This is a genomic window from Sporosarcina sp. Marseille-Q4943 (assembly GCF_943736995.1).
In the GTDB taxonomy this organism is placed as follows: domain Bacteria; phylum Bacillota; class Bacilli; order Bacillales_A; family Planococcaceae; genus Sporosarcina.
The window spans coordinates 252,110-269,246 of sequence record NZ_CALSFT010000002.1; the positions used below are offsets into that span (position 1 = coordinate 252,110).

General features: G+C 48.5%; 13 protein-coding genes and 1 pseudogene. 8 read left to right on the forward strand and 6 right to left on the reverse strand.

Annotated features, from left to right (window positions below):
- Nucleotides 1–31 precede the first annotated feature (31 nt).
- From NIT04_RS01330 to NIT04_RS01345, 4 genes are all read left to right on the forward strand, one after another.
- On the forward strand, nucleotides 32–877 hold the full coding sequence (locus tag NIT04_RS01330; RefSeq protein ID WP_252501814.1) for a pyridoxamine kinase: 846 nt from the start codon (nucleotides 32–34) through the stop codon (nucleotides 875–877).
- Nucleotides 878–1,062: 185 nt separating this feature from the next.
- On the forward strand, nucleotides 1,063–2,736 hold the full coding sequence (gene hutU / locus NIT04_RS01335; protein ID WP_252501815.1) for a urocanate hydratase: 1,674 nt from the start codon (nucleotides 1,063–1,065) through the stop codon (nucleotides 2,734–2,736).
- Nucleotides 2,733–3,986 carry an imidazolonepropionase gene (hutI, locus tag NIT04_RS01340; protein ID WP_252501816.1) on the forward strand — a complete coding sequence of 418 codons (1,254 nt, stop codon included), beginning with the start codon at nucleotides 2,733–2,735 and terminating at the stop codon, nucleotides 3,984–3,986. Before hutU ends, hutI begins: the two co-directional genes overlap by 4 nt.
- A gap of 89 nt (nucleotides 3,987–4,075) precedes the next feature.
- Nucleotides 4,076–5,395, forward strand: a complete 1,320-nt coding sequence (locus tag NIT04_RS01345; protein WP_252501817.1) for a YjiH family protein — start codon at nucleotides 4,076–4,078, stop codon at nucleotides 5,393–5,395.
- A gap of 221 nt (nucleotides 5,396–5,616) precedes the next feature.
- Here the strand turns inward: NIT04_RS01345 and NIT04_RS01350 are convergent, their stop codons facing one another.
- On the reverse strand, nucleotides 5,617–6,414 hold the full coding sequence (locus NIT04_RS01350) for a TIGR00266 family protein (RefSeq protein WP_252501818.1): 798 nt from the start codon (nucleotides 6,412–6,414) through the stop codon (nucleotides 5,617–5,619).
- 62 nt (nucleotides 6,415–6,476) lie between these two features.
- Nucleotides 6,477–7,352, reverse strand: a complete 876-nt coding sequence (locus NIT04_RS01355; RefSeq protein ID WP_252501819.1) for a TetR/AcrR family transcriptional regulator — start codon at nucleotides 7,350–7,352, stop codon at nucleotides 6,477–6,479.
- A 195-nt stretch (nucleotides 7,353–7,547) separates the two neighbouring features.
- Here NIT04_RS01355 and NIT04_RS01360 point away from each other — a divergent pair, with 195 nt between their 5' ends.
- The 4 genes from NIT04_RS01360 (at nucleotide 7,548) to NIT04_RS01375 (ending at nucleotide 13,253) form a co-directional block, all read left to right on the forward strand.
- Nucleotides 7,548–9,077 carry a DHA2 family efflux MFS transporter permease subunit gene (locus tag NIT04_RS01360; protein WP_252503159.1) on the forward strand — a complete coding sequence of 510 codons (1,530 nt, stop codon included), beginning with the start codon at nucleotides 7,548–7,550 and terminating at the stop codon, nucleotides 9,075–9,077.
- 178 nt (nucleotides 9,078–9,255) lie between these two features.
- Nucleotides 9,256–10,734, forward strand: coding sequence for an aldehyde dehydrogenase family protein (locus NIT04_RS01365; RefSeq protein WP_252501820.1), 1,479 nt, complete (start codon nucleotides 9,256–9,258; stop codon nucleotides 10,732–10,734).
- Nucleotides 10,735–10,866: 132 nt separating this feature from the next.
- Nucleotides 10,867–12,033, forward strand: coding sequence for a saccharopine dehydrogenase family protein (locus NIT04_RS01370; RefSeq protein ID WP_252501821.1), 1,167 nt, complete (start codon nucleotides 10,867–10,869; stop codon nucleotides 12,031–12,033).
- A 29-nt stretch (nucleotides 12,034–12,062) separates the two neighbouring features.
- Nucleotides 12,063–13,253, forward strand: a complete 1,191-nt coding sequence (locus NIT04_RS01375) for an acyl-CoA dehydrogenase family protein (protein ID WP_252501822.1) — start codon at nucleotides 12,063–12,065, stop codon at nucleotides 13,251–13,253.
- Nucleotides 13,254–13,324: 71 nt separating this feature from the next.
- Here the strand turns inward: NIT04_RS01375 and NIT04_RS01380 are convergent.
- From NIT04_RS01380 to NIT04_RS01395, 4 genes and pseudogenes are all read right to left on the reverse strand, one after another.
- Nucleotides 13,325–14,511: pseudogene (locus NIT04_RS01380) on the reverse strand (M20 family metallopeptidase).
- A gap of 1 nt (nucleotide 14,512) precedes the next feature.
- Entirely contained in the window at nucleotides 14,513–15,373 is an 861-nt protein-coding gene (locus tag NIT04_RS01385) for a MetQ/NlpA family ABC transporter substrate-binding protein (protein WP_252501823.1), read from the reverse strand.
- Nucleotides 15,374–15,432: 59 nt separating this feature from the next.
- On the reverse strand, nucleotides 15,433–16,095 hold the full coding sequence (locus NIT04_RS01390) for a methionine ABC transporter permease (RefSeq protein WP_252501824.1): 663 nt from the start codon (nucleotides 16,093–16,095) through the stop codon (nucleotides 15,433–15,435).
- A complete protein-coding gene (locus NIT04_RS01395; protein ID WP_252501825.1) occupies nucleotides 16,092–17,111 on the reverse strand; it encodes a methionine ABC transporter ATP-binding protein in 1,020 nt (339 codons plus the stop codon). The genes NIT04_RS01390 and NIT04_RS01395 overlap by 4 nt, the downstream gene beginning before the upstream one ends.
- Between the last annotated feature and the right edge of the window lie 26 nt (nucleotides 17,112–17,137).

Below are 17,137 nucleotides of genomic sequence, written 5' to 3' on the forward strand. Positions count from 1 at the left end.
AAAAGAATTGACGAGTTAGGTGGGAATTCTAATGAAGAAAGTTGCGGTCATCCAAGACATGTCATCCTTCGGAAAATGCTCGCTCACGGCAGCGATTCCGGTATTGTCCGTCATGGGTGTACAGGCAGTTCCGCTGCCCACTGCCATCTTGACGTCGCAAACCGAGTATCCGAGCTATTATTGCGAAGATTTGACAGCGAAGATGAATCATTTCGTAGACGAGTGGAGCAAATTGGGCGCTGCTTTTGACGGCATTCATACAGGTTTTGTGACAGGAAAAGAGCAGATTGAAAATATCTTTTCATTTTTACATACGTTTTACAAGGAAGAGACAACGCTGCTAGTCGACCCGGTAATGGGCGATCGCGGAGAATTGTATGACGTTTTTACGGACGAGCTGATTGGCTATATGAAGGAACTCGTGAAGCGTGCGGATATCATTACGCCTAACGTAACGGAGTGTTGTTTGCTGACGGGCCTTCCGTATGACAAGTTGCAAAGTTATCAAGCTAACGAAGATTATATGCTCGCGATTGAGGAGGCGGGGCGCCAATTACAGTTAATGACCGACGCCAAAGTCATCATTACCGGTTTGAACCCACCAGCCATTTCGGAATCAAGACAAGTTGGCAATATGTATATCGACGTGAACCGTTCGTTTCACAGTCTTCAGGAATATAACGGGGTGAGCTATTCCGGAACGGGTGATTTATTTGCATCCGTCATCATGGGTGGCATGATGCGCGGCCAAGATGTTGCAGAGACGATGGAGCTGGCGGAGAGTTTCCTAACCGCTGCCATCGAAGCGACGGCGAACGAACAGATACCGAGAGAGGCAGGCGTGAATTTCGAATCGTTTTTGAGAATGTTGCTATAACGATAAACGAGGCGGGCAGGTTCTTGATTGAATCAAGAAATGCTCGCTTTTTATTAATAAACGTCAAAATAATCCATAAAACAACACTCAGATTGTCAATAAAGTATAAAATTACGATTAATTCATAAACAATTAACTGAACTTTCCTTATAGAATGATAGTAACGAAAGGGAGGTTGTTAGAAAATGAAAGCGGATACAGTGGAGAAAGTCGTTCAATATACAGGCACGGAATTGCATACGAAGGGATGGCAGCAGGAGGCCGCACTTCGGATGCTCATGAACAATTTGCATCCTGATGTGGCGGAGCATCCTGAGAAGCTCGTCGTCTATGGGGGAATCGGTAAGGCGGCGCGCAACTGGGAAAGTTTTGACGCGATTGTCCGTTCTTTGAAGGAGCTTGAGAATGATGAAACATTGTTGATCCAATCGGGTAAGCCGGTTGCGATTTTCAAATCACATACAGATGCGCCTCGGGTGTTGATTGCCAACTCGAATATCGTTCCGGCTTACGCCAATTGGGATACATTCCATGAGCTCGACAAAAAGGGCTTGATGATGTACGGGCAAATGACGGCGGGCAGCTGGATTTATATCGGGTCGCAAGGGATTGTGCAAGGGACGTACGAAACGTTTGCGGAGCTAGCGAAGCAGCATTTTGGGGATTCATTGAAAGGGACGATCACGTTGACGGCTGGGCTTGGCGGCATGGGTGGTGCGCAGCCATTGGCGGTCACCATGGCGGGCGGCGTCTGCATCGGCATCGAAGTCGATGAGACACGGATCGATCGTCGTATTGAAACTCGCTACACGGACGTCAAAACTGATTCGCTTGATGAAGCGATTCGTCTTGCTGAGGAAGCGAAGGCTGATGGGAAGGCGCTGTCGATCGGACTTCTTGGAAATGCGGCAGATCTATTGCCAGAAATGATTGCACGTGGATTCAATCCGGACGTATTGACGGATCAGACGTCTGCACATGACCCGTTGAATGGCTATATCCCATCCGGCATGTCGCTTGCAGAGGCAGCGGAGCTCCGCGCTGCGGATCCGGAAGAGTACGTGAAACGTTCCAAAGCTTCGATGGCGAAGCATGTTGCCTCCATGGTCGAGATGATGGATAAAGGCGCCATTACGTTCGACTACGGAAACAATATTCGCCAAGTGGCCAAAGATGAAGGTGTTGAACGGGCATTTGACTTCCCGGGATTCGTTCCGGCTTACATCCGCCCGCAGTTCTGCGAAGGGAAAGGACCTTTCCGCTGGGTAGCGCTTTCTGGAGACCCGGAAGATATTCGGAAGACGGACGAAGTCATTTTATGTGAATTCAGCTACAATACACATCTTTGCAATTGGATCCGGATGGCGCAGGAGAAAATCCAGTTCCAAGGGCTGCCTTCACGGATTTGCTGGTTAGGGTACGGCGAGCGTGCACGTTTCGGAAAGATCATCAATGACATGGTTGCGAGCGGCGAATTAAGTGCACCGATCGTCATCGGACGTGACCACCTCGATTCAGGTTCAGTAGCTTCACCGAACCGAGAGACGGAAGCGATGAAAGACGGCTCAGATGTCGTTTCGGACTGGCCGATTTTGAACGCGATGATCAACGCTGTCGGCGGGGCGACTTGGGTATCTGTCCATCATGGCGGCGGCGTCGGGATGGGCTATTCCCAGCACGCAGGGATGGTTATTGTCGCGGACGGAACGAAAGAAGCGGAAGCGCGACTTGAACGTGTGTTGACGTCGGATCCTGGAATGGGCATCGCACGTCACGTCGACGCGGGCTATGACCTCGCTATTCAAACGGCGAAGGAAAAAGGGGTTAACATCCCAATGATGGAAGGTGGAAATTCTTGAAACCAATTTGGATCAAACATGCATCACAACTGGCGACGATCGCGGGAGAGAATAAGCCACGTAAGCGCAAGGAAATGTCTGAACTAGGCATCATTGAAGACGGCAGTGTGTGGATTGAGGATGGCGTCATTACAGCAATCGGAACGACGGACGAATTGGAGCGTCAATTCGGCGACCGGGCAACCGATGCGGACATCATCGACGCAACGGGACGTCTTGTGACGCCGGGTCTCGTCGATCCGCATACGCATGTCGTTTATGGAGGCAGTCGTGAGCGTGAGTTCGAAATGCGTTTAGAAGGCGCCACTTATATGGAAATCATGAATGCAGGCGGGGGAATCCATGCGACAACCCGGATGACACGCGAGGCGACGGAAGATGAATTAGTGGAGCAATCTTCTCGCAGGCTTAATTCATTCCTGAAGCACGGTGTCACGACTGTCGAGGGGAAGAGCGGCTATGGCCTTGATCTCGAGACGGAACTGAAGCAGCTGCGGGCGACGAAGCGATTGAATGACATCCATCCGATCGACATTGTACCGACATTCATGGGGGCGCATGCCGTGCCGCAAGAATATAAAGGGAATGAAGATGAATATATTGATAGCATTATTAACGACATGCTTCCTGTCGTTGCGGAAGAGAAGCTTGCAGTGTTCAACGATGTGTTTTGCGAAGTCGGCGTATTCACGCCGGAACAGTCCGAACGCATTTTGGAAGCAGGGAAAAAGCTCGGGTTGATTCCAAAAATCCATGCCGACGAAATCGAGTCGTACGGTGGAGCGGAGCTAGCGGCGAAAGTCGGCGCCATTTCGGCAGAGCATCTGCTGAAAGCGTCTGACGAAGGGATCAAGCGGATGGCGGAAGCGGGAGTGATCGCCTGCTTATTGCCGGCAACTGCTTTGTACTTGCGCGAGGATGCTGCGAAAGGGCGCCAAATGGTCGATGAAGGCGTTGCAGTCGCCATTTCGACGGACTGCAATCCAGGCTCGTCTCCGACGACTTCAATGCCGCTCGTCATGAACTTGGCGTGCATCTCGATGCGGCTCACTCCGGCGGAAGCGCTTGTTGCGGCAACGATGAATGCCGCTTGCGCAATCCGGATGGAGGACAAAGTCGGTTCGCTTGAAGTTGGCAAGCAAGGGGACGTCGTCATGTGGAATATCTCGAACTACCAGGAGCTGCAATATTTATTCGGTGTAAATCATGTCGATAAGGTTTGGAAAAAGGGAGAACGGGTCGTAGGATAAGGCCTTGCCGTGAATGAACAGTATGGCGTTTCATTCACGGCTTTCTTTCAATGGGGGTTGTTGGAACATAAGGAGAAGGGGGAAAGTTCATGGCGCAAGTAGGGGAGAAAGTGAAAACGCAATCGAATCCTGGTATGTGGAAGTTTTTTGTCTTTAGCGCGATTGGGGCATTCATGTTTTTCGTTCCAGTTACGATCGGTGAAAAGAATTCCATTATGCTGGATCATATTGTGACGTGGATTCAAACGCATTTCGGAGGGGCGTTGCCGTATTATGCATTGCTCGTCATTCTAGCCGGGGCGGTTTATCCGTTCGTTTCAGGTACGTGGAAAAAATCGACTGTTGATATGGTCTTTTCATTTTTTAAAGTGATCGGCTTGGTAGTCGGCATCATGCTCGTATTCAATGTGGGGCCTGCATGGCTGTTTGAACCGAGCATGGGGCCGTTCCTGTTGAATAAGTTAGTCATTCCTGTAGGATTGTTAGTTCCGATCGGGGCTGTATTCCTTGCTTTATTAGTAGGGTATGGCTTGTTGGAATTTGTCGGAGTCCTCGTGCAGCCGATCATGCGTCCGATTTGGAAGACGCCGGGCAGGTCAGCAATCGATGCAGTCACGTCATTTGTCGGTTCGTATTCATTGGGGCTGTTAATTACAAACCGTGTGTATAAAGAAGGGAAATATACGGCGAAGGAAGCCGCCATCATTGCGACAGGGTTCTCGACAGTTTCCGCAACATTCATGGTTGTCGTCGCAAAGACGCTCGACTTGATGAGCATGTGGAATATGTATTTCTGGACGACGTTAGTTGTTACATTTATTGTCACAGCAATCACTGTTCATTTATGGCCGTTGCGTTCAATCAAGAACGAGTATTATGAAGGTTCGACGCCTCAGCCGGAGTTGAAGCCGGAAGGGAAACGCTTTGCGGCTGCCTGGAATGAAGCGATGGACACTGTCTCGAAAGCACCGACGTTTGCGCAAAATATTGTTGCCAACGTTAAAGATGGGCTATTGATGGCAATGGCAATCTTGCCTTCCATCTTGTCGATCGGTCTTTTGGGGCTCGTGCTCGCCGAATTCACACCTGTATTCGACTGGCTTGGCTACATCTTCTATCCGTTCACATGGGCGCTGCAGTTGCCGGAGCCGATGTTAGTTGCGAAAGCAAGTGCGCTCGGAATCGCGGAAATGTTCCTGCCGGCGTTGCTCGTCGTGGAATCTGCATTGGTCGTCAAGTTCGTCATTGCGGTCGTATCGGTTTCGTCGATCATTTTCTTCTCGGCGGTCGTGCCGTGTATTGTGTCGACGGAAATTCCGATTTCCATTCCGCAGCTTATCGCCATTTGGGTGCAACGCGTTATTTTAACAATCGTAATTGTGACGCCGATTGCGTATTTATTGCTATAGGTGAGGTTCAAAACACCCGGGACGCTCCCGGGTGTTTTTATTATCGGTCATTTACTGATGGTTATCGGTCAATTGAGGCGAGTTATCGGTCAAATCCCGATAATTATCGTCATTTCAGGACTTTGGACTCGCCCTTTAGTCAATCCGAAATGCCCTTTGGTAGGTAACAGGACGTTTAAAAAGCAAAAACCAGAACGCCCATTTCAGGACGTTCTGGTTTTTCATTTCCCGCCTAACATATTGAACAACCCGCCTGCGATGCTGCCTTCATCACGTGATCCGCCGCCTGGAACTTGCGGTGCTGCAGCGAAGACGCGGCTTGCGAGTCTGGAGAACGGCAAGGATTGGATCCATACTTTGCCCGGTCCTCTTAGCGTTGCGAAGAACAACCCTTCACCGCCGAACAATGCCGTCTTGACGCCTTTCACCATTTCAATATTATAATTTACGTCCTGTGTCATGGCGACGAGGCAACCCGTATCGACGCGCAGCGTTTCACCTGGGGAAAGGGTCTTTTCAATGATTGTTCCTCCGGCATGGACGAAAGCCATGCCGTCCCCTTCAAGCTTTTGCATGATGAAGCCTTCGCCGCCGAAAAAGCCGACGCCGACTTTCCTTTGGAATTCGATTCCGACAGAAACGCCTTTTGCTGCCGCTAAAAACGCATCCTTTTGGCAAATGATCTTGCCGTTAAGTTGGCTTAAATCCATCGGGATGATTTTGCCGGGATACGGTGCCGCGAAAGAGGCGTGCTTTTTGCCCGATCCTTCATTCGTGAATGTTGTCATGAATAAACTCTCTCCGGTCAACAAGCGTTTTCCGGCTCCCATCAGCTTGCCCATAATTCCGCCGCCGGAATTTCCTGAGCCGTCACCGAAAATCGTCTCCATTTCAATTCCGTCTTCCATCATCATTAAGGAACCCGCTTCCGCAACGACCGTTTCGCCCGGATCGAGTTCGACCTCTACAAATTGCATATCGTCTCCGTACAGTTTGAAATCGATTTCGTGATTGTTCATGAAATAGCCTCCCCAAGTTTAGTTGCTGACTAATTGTACGGCGGACTCCTTCGAAAGTTTCATCATTTTGTATGAATCAAATCGATATATTTCCATAGTAAATACAAGACTTCATTCACACGGTCGGCCAGTTTCGTGCCGTTGCTAGCTTCGCGGAATGAACGGCCGACCGCTTCCAAGAGGGCTGCCCTTGGTTTTTCGGCTTGCAACTCCGTTAAGAGGAAGTCTGTGTATTCCAGACTGCTTTCATCCAGCTCCAACTCTCTTTTTAATGAGAGAAGTCCGTCATGGATTTTTTCTTTCAAATCTCCTGCAGGAACTCCTAAAGGTGTAATCATATGCTTTTCAAGCAGGACATCCTTCTGTTCAATCATATCGGATATAAGGGCATCCAACCGCCTGAACGTGAAGTGGACAAGCTTTTCGATGTCCAGTTCCTTGGAGGAGCCGGCCGTCCAAAAATGGCGGAGTTGCTGAATCATTCCTAACGTCATTACGGAACAATCGAATGAATGGGGCTCCGCTTCCTCGCCGTAGACGTCGACAAGGCGGCCTGCAAGCCATTTCAATTCGCTGAGATGATACGTTTTGACAAAATTCCGGAGCTCCTCATCGTTGGAATAAAAAACAGCTTCGTAAATCGGGAGTAAATTCAGTTCCCGGTTTACTATCATCCGGACTAGAATCTGCTCGGCCAATACGTCTTTATCATTTTTATTACGCCCGACAAGCAGTTCATGCCTACGGATGACCGACTCGTTATGCGCATCTTCCAATATGGCCATGAGGCATTCGTTTTTAGAAGTGAAATAATTATAGAAAGTCCCTTTGGAGATTTTTGCTTCCTCCAAAATATCTTGAACGGAAGTGGATGTGAATCCTTTCTCGATAAATAGCTTTTTTGCGATCAACATGACTTGGCGTTTACGATCATTCATTAATATCACCCTATATGATTTTGATTTGAACTGTGAGTATAAATTTATTTTATCAAATAAAATACTGCAATGATAGCTTTGGGAACTTATTTTCTATGAAAACGGTTTCTGTATTTGATTATTTTGGACTGGGGGTATAAAATATGAAAATGTGTTAGAAAGAGATTGAATATGAATGGGGGAATTCCATTGGAAATGGATATTAAGAAGATGCACGAAAAACCTCCTTACGGAATGATTGCGATTTTATTCTTTGGGGCGTTCGTCGCCATCTTGAACAATACATTATTGAATATTGCCTTGCCTGTCATTATGAATGAGTTTCAGGTGAAGCCTTCATCCGTCCAATGGCTGACGACCGGTTATATGCTCGTGAACGGCATTATGATCCCGGCAAGTGCCTTCTTTGTGCAGAAGTTTACGAACCGAAGGCTGTTTTTGACGGCGATGACGTTGTTCACGATCGGAACGGCTCTTGCCATCTTTGCGCCGACATTCGGATTGCTCGTAGCGGCACGTATGATCCAAGCATCTGGTTCCGCTTTGATGATGCCATTGCTCATGAACGTCATGCTTGTCGCCTTCCCGATTGAAAAAAGGGGATCGGCAATGGGGATGTTCGGACTTGTCATGTTTACGGCGCCTGCGATCGGGCCGACATTGTCTGGTTGGATTGTCGAGCATTATTCATGGCGAACGCTGTTTGAAATCGTGTTGCCATTTGCGATTCTGACGATCGTCTTTGCACTCTGGAAGCTGAAGAACATTACGCCGAATGCGTCGGTGAAGCTTGACGTCTTTTCACTCGTATTATCGAGCATCGGTTTCGGCGGTCTTTTATACGGATTCAGCTCAGCAGGGGATAAAGGATGGGGTGCTCCGCTCGTTTATGGAACGATTGGTATCGGAGCGGTGGCGCTGATCGCGTTCGTCATCCGGCAATTACAGATGGAAGATCCGATGCTGGACTTCAAAATTTACAAATACCCGATGTTCGCGCTCGCATCCGTCATTTCGATTGTTTTGTCAGTCGCAATGTTCTCAGGGATGATCCTGACGCCTCTTTACGTTCAGGAAGTGCGGGGCATTTCACCGTTTGAAGCAGGAATATTGATGCTTCCAGGTGCGGTCCTCATGGGAATCATGTCGCCGATTACCGGCCGGTTGTTCGACAAATACGGTGCGCGGGTCCTTGCGCTCGTCGGACTTGTCATCACGGTCGTTACGACGTTTTACTTGAGTAGGCTGGAATTAGATTCAGGGTATTACTATTTGATGGCGCTTTATACAATCCGGATGTTCGGGATGTCGATGGTTATGATGCCGATCATGACAAACGGCTTGAACCAGCTTCCGATGAAATCTAATCCACACGGCACGGCGATGAACAATACGTTGCAGCAAGTGTCCGGTGCGATTGGATCGGCGATTCTGCTTACGATCATGACGAAGCGGATGGAGAAATCAGGCGCAACTCAAGTGCAGGATGCCATTGCAGCCGGTAATATGCCGACGGATAAAGGCGAATTGGCCGTTATGGAGCATGCAATCGGCTTGGAGGCAATGTTGGACGGTATCAATTACTCCTTCCTGATTGCAACATTCATTTCTGTTGCCGCTTTGATTCTAACTCTCTTCATTAAAAGGGTCCTCCCTCCGAAATTAGAAAAAGTGAAAAATCCGGCTGCTGATGTTTCTGTAGAAACGAAGACTGTGCAGGAATAAAATAATTTACAAAGGTGTAGACAACTCGTCTACACCTTTTTCTATATTTGTATCTTACCTTTTACGGATTATTCCGCATTTTATTTTAATTGAAGAAGGAATTCAGGTAGATAATGTCGAAATAAATAGATTGTAAGCGGTTGCGAAAAAGTTCGTGTTGGAAAGGGGAAATGGAATCATGCAATTGAACAATTTTATCGGAGGTACTTGGCAGGAAAGCGGCGGGGCGAAATATACCGCTGTCACGAATCCGGCAAATGGGGAAGAGCTTGCACAAGTGCGTTTATCGACAAGCGAAGACGTGGATCTGGCTGTTAAGGCGGCGAAGGAAGCGCAGAAAAAATGGGCGCTCGTTCCTGCACCGAAGCGGGCGGATTATTTATATGCAATCGGCAATCTCATGAAAGAACGAAAAGAGCATTTGGCGCAAGTGTTAACTCGTGAAATGGGAAAAGTCATCGAAGAAGGCCGAGGGGAAGTGCAGGAAGGGATCGACATGGCGTTCTATATGGCTGGAGAAGGGCGCAGATTGTTTGGGGAAACGGTTCCTTCCGAGCTGCAGGATAAATTTGCGATGAGCGTCCGCGCACCGATCGGGGTCGTCGGTTTGATCACGCCGTGGAACTTCCCAGTAGCGATTGCGACGTGGAAATCGTTCCCGGCAATTGTCGCGGGGAACACTTTCGTTTGGAAGCCTGCTACGGAAACGCCGATGATGGCGTATGAAATGGCCCGTATTTTCGAAGAGGTCGGACTTCCAGCGGGTGTTGCCAATATCGTATTCGGCTCAGGGTCTGAAGTCGGAACGGCAATGATCGAGCATCCGGATGTCCGTGTCATTTCATTTACGGGGTCGACGGAAACAGGGCGTCATGTCGCTGAAACAGGCGGGCGTCATTTGAAGAAAGTGTCTCTTGAAATGGGCGGGAAAAATGCGGTCATCGTCATGGATGATGCGGATATCGACCTCGCGGTGGAAGGGATCCTTTGGAGCGCATTTGGAACGGCAGGGCAACGATGCACCGCATGCAGCCGGGTCATCGTGCATAAAGATGTTAAGGAAGAGTTGGAAACGAAATTATTGGCATCGATGAAGCATTTGACGATTGGGGACGGGTTGGACGAGTCTGTGAAAATCGGACCGGTCATCAACGGAAAGGCATTGGAGAAAATCCAAAGCTACGTCGAGATTGGAAAAGAGGAAGGCGCGAAACTGTTGGCAGGGGGAAGCGTACTGACAGAAGGCGATTTTGCGAAAGGCCATTACTTTGAACCGACGTTATTTACAGACGTGAAATGGGATAGCCGATTGGCGCAGGAGGAAATCTTCGGACCGGTCGTTTCTCTCATTGAAGTCGGCAGTCTGGATGAAGCGATCGAAGTGAACAATAGTGTCATTTATGGCTTATCTAGTTCCATCTTCTCGAAAGATGTGAATAAAGTATTCCGGGCGCAACGGGATCTCGATACGGGAATCGTCTATGTGAACGCCGGAACGACAGGGGCAGAAATCCATCTTCCGTTCGGAGGGACGAAGGGAACGGGCAACGGACATCGGGATTCCGGAGTCGCGGCGCTAGATGTCTTCACGGAATGGAAGAGCATTTACGTCGATTTCAGCGGAAAACTGCAACGGGCGCAAATCGACACGGAATAAAGTGAAACTACAATCTGTGGAGGGTTCACGGATTGTTAGTTGAATCAATCGGTCATTAACAGGCAGTTGCCCCTTGCAGAGGGGCTTACGGCCAGTTAATGCGGGATAATTCGGAACAAAGGGGATGTTCACATGAAGGTGGTTGTATTAGGCGCAGGCTTAATGGGGAAAGAGGCAGTGCGTGATCTTGTGAAAAGCGACGACGTGACAAAAGTGTATTTAGCGGACTTGAATTTGAGGCCTGCGGAAGATTTCGCGGAGCAGCTCATGTCGGATAAATTGGACCTTTTGCAGCTGGACGCGACAAATGACCTCCAATTGCAGGAAGTGATGGCACTTGGAGATGTCGTCATCAATGCGCTGTTCTACACATTCAATGAAAAAGTTGCGCGAATTGCGGTGGATATTGGGGTGCATTCCATCGACCTCGGAGGACATATCGGCGGAGCGACCGACGCTGTATTGGGATTGGCTGAAAAAGCGTCAGCGAAAGGAGTGACGATCATTCCGGATCTCGGGGTGGCGCCGGGCATGATCAACATTTTGACAGGCTATGGCGCAAGCAAACTCGACAAAGTGGAGAGTATCAGGCTTTACGTAGGCGGAATACCTGTAAAGCCGGAGCCTCCGCTGAATTACAATGTCGTGTTCTCGCTGGAAGGCGTTTTTGACCATTATACAGACCCTTCCCATGTCATCCGTAATGGGCAACTGCTTGAAGTCCCTTCGTTATCCGAAGTGGAAACGATCCATTTCGATGAATTTGGTGAGCTCGAGGCGTTCCATACTTCCGGCGGTACATCGACGTTGACGAAGACGTTCCCGGACGTGCAGACGCTCGAATATAAGACGATCCGCTATAAAGGGCATGCCGAGAAATTCCAATTGCTTGTTGATCTAGGTTTATTGTCCCGCGAAAATGAAGTGGCAGTCGGCGATAAACAAGTGAAAGTGCGCGACGTCATGCGAGAGCATCTTTCCCCCAAATTACGTTTGGGGGATAAATCGGATGCCGTCCTTCTCCGTGTTATTGTTAGCGGTGAAGCGCACGGGATGCCGGCAACATACGAGTATAACATGGTGACGAAAAAGGATTTGACGGTGAATGAAACGGCGATGGCCCGTGCGACAGCGAATACGATCTCGATTGTCGCGCAAATGATTGGCAACGGCACAATCACGAAACGAGGGGTCCACCCTCCTGAAAATATCGTGCCGGGTGCCCAATACATTGAAGAGATGAAAAAACGCGGCGTTGTCATTGAGGAAACGATTAAAACACAAGAAGCTCACGTTTAATAGCTAGTAAGGGAAAGGGGTTGTGGGAATTGGATTTTGGATTTTCAGAAGAACAGCAAATGCTGCGCAAGACTGCGCGTCAATTCGTAGATGAAGAGATTATGCCGCATATTCAACGGTGGGATGCGGAGGGCGGGTTCGATCCGGCGATCTGGAAAAAGCTTGCGGACTTAGGATTCATGGGCGTCTGTGTGCCGGAACAATATGGGGGGAGCGGGATGGATTACAACTCGCTCGCCATCCTTTGCGAAGAACTGGAGCGAGGTGATACGGCATTCCGGACAGCGGTTTCCGTCCATATCGGATTAAATTCGATGACGCTCATGCAATGGGGAACGGAAGAGCAGAAGCAAAAGTTCTTGGTGCCGCAAGCGAAGGGTGAAAAAATTGGAGCATTCGGTTTGACGGAACCTGGCGCGGGCTCCGACGTTGCGGCGATGGCGACGACTGCCGTGCGCGACGGGGATGAGTACGTCATTAACGGACAGAAGACGTGGATTTCTCTTTGCGATGTAGCGGATCATTTCCTCGTTTTTGCATATACGGATAAGTCGAAGAAACACCATGGCATCAGTGCATTCATCGTAGAACGCACGACTTCGGGCTTTTCATCGAAAGCGATCAAAGGGAAATACGGCATTCGGGCAGGCAATACCGGCGAGCTGTTTTTTGAAGATATGCGCATCCCGGCTGCGAACTTGCTAGGCGAAGAAGGCGAAGGGTTCAAAATTGCAATGTCCGCACTTGATAACGGCCGTTTCACTGTAGCAGCAGGCGCAGTCGGTTTGATCATGGGCTGCCTCGAGGAAAGCGTCAAGTATTGCCACGAGCGCGAAACATTCGGCAAGCCGATCGGCAAGCACCAGCTCGTCCAGCAAATGATCGCCAATATGGAAGCGGGCTACCAAATGAGCCGCCTTCTCGTCTACCGTGCAGGTGAATTGAAGAATAAAGGGCTCCGGAACACACGCGAAACGTCCCTCGCCAAATGGCAAGCATGCGATTTTGCGAATAAAGCCGCGGACGACGCCTTCCAGATACACGGCGCATACGGCTATTCGGACGAATACCCGGTCGCCCGCTTCCTGCGGAACTCGAAAGCCCCTGTCATTTACGAAGGCACACGCGAAATCCATACGATCATGCAGGCGGAGTATGTATTGGGCTATCGTGAAGATAAGAAGTTGAGTAATATGCTGCCGGAATGGCCGTTTGACTGAATAGGATAAGACGCAATGCGTAAAAAAACCGGACAATACACGAATGAAATGTGTTGTCCGGTTTGCTCTATTTACTGCTGTGATTTTGTTTCCAATGCCTGCTTGTGACTTTCTTTAACTTCGCTTAAAAGTGCTGCGTTGGTCAGTAAGTCTAGGCCGGTATTGGCAAGTGCTTCTGCGCCGATCAGGAGGGCTTCCATTCCGCGGTCGGATTTGGCTGCTTCGCGGAACGGAACGGTATGGCCGATCAAATCATCATCGCCGATTTTAATATATGGATGGGCAGTCGGCACTTCATGACTGATATTTCCTGCATCTGTCGATCCAAGGCCTTTTCTTTTTTCAGTATGGACGACTTCACCGAGTGATTCGAGGTGGCGTTTCACTACTTGGTCAAGTGCGTCTGTAATGACGAGATCTTTCACTTCATTTTGAAAGCGTTCGATTTTGACAGAAGCGCCAGTGGAAAGTGCAGCGCCTTCTGCAATATTCCGTATTCTTGCAGCGATCTCTTCTGTCCGTTTCCAAGTGGACGCGCGAATGAAAAATCGTGCAGAGGCATATTCGGGAATAATGTTCGGCGCTTCGCCGCCATGTGTAATGATGCCGTGCACACGGACATCTTGCGGCAGTTGTTGCCGTAATGCGTTAATGCCGTTGAATAGTAAAATGACTGCATCAAGTGCGTTAATGTCATGCTCAGGAGCACCTGAAGCGTGGGCTGGCTTGCCGTAAAAATGGAAGTCTAATGGATCGACGGCTAATGAATCTGATGTTACGGCTGTTTTTCCCGAAGGGTGGGCCATCAATGCAACGTCTACGTCTTGTAAATAGCCGTGGCGGACGAAACTTCCTTTTGCACTACCGTTTGGACCGCCTTCCTCGGCAGGTGTTCCTAAGACGACCACTTTTCCGCCGGTAGAATCGAGTTCTTTGGAAAGTGCGATTGCAGCTGCGACACTTGTCGTTCCGATAATGTTATGGCCGCAAGCATGGCCGATTCCTGGCAAGGCATCGTATAAGCGATTGTTGGTCCTGGTTTCGAACTTGAGAACTGTGCGTAAAATGCGGTTTCGTGTCCGGCGACATTCGTTTCCACTTCGAATCCTTCCTCGCGAAGCAATGTCGTTAGTTGCTCGCAGGCAAAATATTCTTCGTTTCCGATTTCAGGTTTTGCATGAATCGATAGGCTCGTTTCAACAAAGCGTGCACGGTTTTCCGCTAAATACGACTGGATTTGATTGGTTGTCGTCGTCATTTTACTCTTCTCCTTTCAATTGTTCGAATGTATTCAGCAGCTCATCTTGCGATATATCCAGTAAGATTGAACCGCCTTTCGTTTCTTCTTCAATTGCTTTTTTCACTTGTTCAGACTGGTACAGCTCGACAATTTTTAAATACGTCTCGTTTTGTGCATCCTCCGCACGTGCTGCAAAGACATTCACATAAGGCAAGGCGTTTTCACTGTCGCCATCTTCCAAAAAGATTGGATCCTCAATAGGGTTGAACCCGGCTTGTCCCGCAATCCCGTTGTTGATGAGGGATGCTGCGACATCTTGCAGGACACGTGGCGTTTGTTGCGCAACCATAGGGATGATTTCCAAGTTTTTAGGGTTCTCTTCTATGGATGTCGTATCTCCGAAAAGTCCAGTGCCTTCTTTTAATTTGATGAGGCCTGCAGTTTCCAATAATCGTAAAGCGCGTCCCAAATTCGAAGGATCATCGGGAACCGCGATTTTGTCACCTTCTTTAATGCCTGAAATGTCGTCAAGCTTATTGGAATAAATGCCGAGCGGAGCGATAACAGTTGAACCGATCGGTACGATGTCTAGATTATTCTCTTTGGCAAATTGGCTTAAAAATGCGATATGCTGAAAGGAGTTTAAATCGATGTCACCATTGGCAAGCGCGTTGTTCGGTAACGTGTAGTCCGCAAATTCTTTCAGCTCGATTGTAATGCCTTCCTCTTTCGCCAACTCTTTCAGGACATTCCATTGCTCCCCATCTGATCCAGTAACACCGATCACTACAACATCATCATTAGCGGATCCACCTTTTCCGCAAGCTGCAAGAATGGTTAGCAGCAAAAGTATTCCAAGTGATTTAATAATGTTTTTCATAGTAACTCCTCCAATTGTTTATATTTTGTTTTTTAAACGCTTCAATGTAAATTTGAAAGTTAACGGCGCATCACTTTCTTAGATAAGAAGTTTCCAATCCACTGCGCCAACTGTACAAGGATGATTAGAATGACGACTGTAACGAACATGACGGAACTGTCGAATCGTTGGTAGCCATGTGTCATTGCGACGTGGCCCAAACCGCCTCCGCCAACTGTGCCTGCAACAGCTGAAAAGTCGATTAAACCGACCGTGACAAACGTCAATCCGAGGATGAGCGGTCCAAGCGCTTCAGGGATCAATACAGTGAATATAATTTGGCCCGGACTTGCTCCCATTGCTTCAGCGGCTTCGATGACACCCGGATCGATACTGATCAAGTTGTTTTCGACGACCCTTGCGACTACAAACGATGCGGCAATCGTCATCGGGAAAATGGCAGCTGCCGTCCCGATCGTCGTTCCAATCACTTCGCGTGTAACGGGCGAAAGGACGAATAGCAAAATAATGAAAGGAATCGGGCGAATAATATTAATAAAGAAATTCAGTAACGCTGAAATGAACCGATTCTCAAGTATATTTCCTTCTCTTGTAGTAAACAGAAGGACGCCTAATGCCATACCGACAATTGAACTAAACACCAACGTCCCTAAAACCATCGTAATCGTTTCACCGGTCGCCTCCACAATGCGAATCCAAAATGTCTCCCAATTAACTTTCATTTCGAATTCACCTCCTCAATGTCTACGATGCTTTTCAATTCATGGATGCAGGCGTTCACTGCATCATCTTTTCCCTCGAAGGAAACGACAAGGTTGCCAAAAAACTGTTGCTGCAATTCCCGGATCGAACCGTAAATGATATTGAAATCAATCTGATGCTTTCGAGTAACTGTTGATAAGATCGGGTCGCTTGCCCGCTCTCCTTTGAAAATGATGCGGTACAAAGCGGTTCCCCCTTTTGCCCGCCATTCATCAAGAAGGTGAGGGGAGGGCAAGCTTTGATCGGTGGCGAAGATGAATTCCTTTGTCGTTGCGTGCTGAGGATTGGTAAACGTATCGAACACTTCGCCTTGCTCAATAACTTCCCCCGTCTCCATGACTGCGACACGGTTGCAAACAGATTGGATCACCTGCATTTCGTGTGTAATGAGCAGGATTGTAATCCCTAATTCCCGATTCACCTTTTGCAATAGATTCAAAATATCGCGCGTTGTGTTCGGATCAAGTGCGGAAGTTGCTTCATCGCACAACAGAATTTCCGGGTCTGTCGCAAGTGCGCGGGCAATGCCGACACGCTGTTTTTGTCCCCCTGATAATTGCTCGGGATAACTTTTCGCTTTATCCGCAAGACCTACGAATTGAAGGAGCTGTTTCACTTTTGCTGTCCGTTCCACTTTAGGTATCTTCGATAGTTTCAAAGGGTATTCAATATTTTGTTCCACAGTGCGGGAAGAGAAGAGGTTGAAGTTTTGAAATACCATCCCGATCTTCCTGCGCACTTCCCGGAGCTGTTTCGGCTTCAGTTCGTGCAAGGGAGTTTTTTTAATAAGGATTTTCCCTTCGGTCGGACGTTCAAGGCCGTTGACAAGCCGGATCAATGTGCTCTTTCCGGCGCCGCTGAATCCGATAATGCCGAAAATATCGCCTTCCTCAACGTCAAATGTCACCTTTTTGACTGCTTCTACTTTCCTGTTTCCGATAACAAATGTTTTCGATACATTTTCGAATGTAATCATAAAATCCCCTCCAAATAAAAACGCCT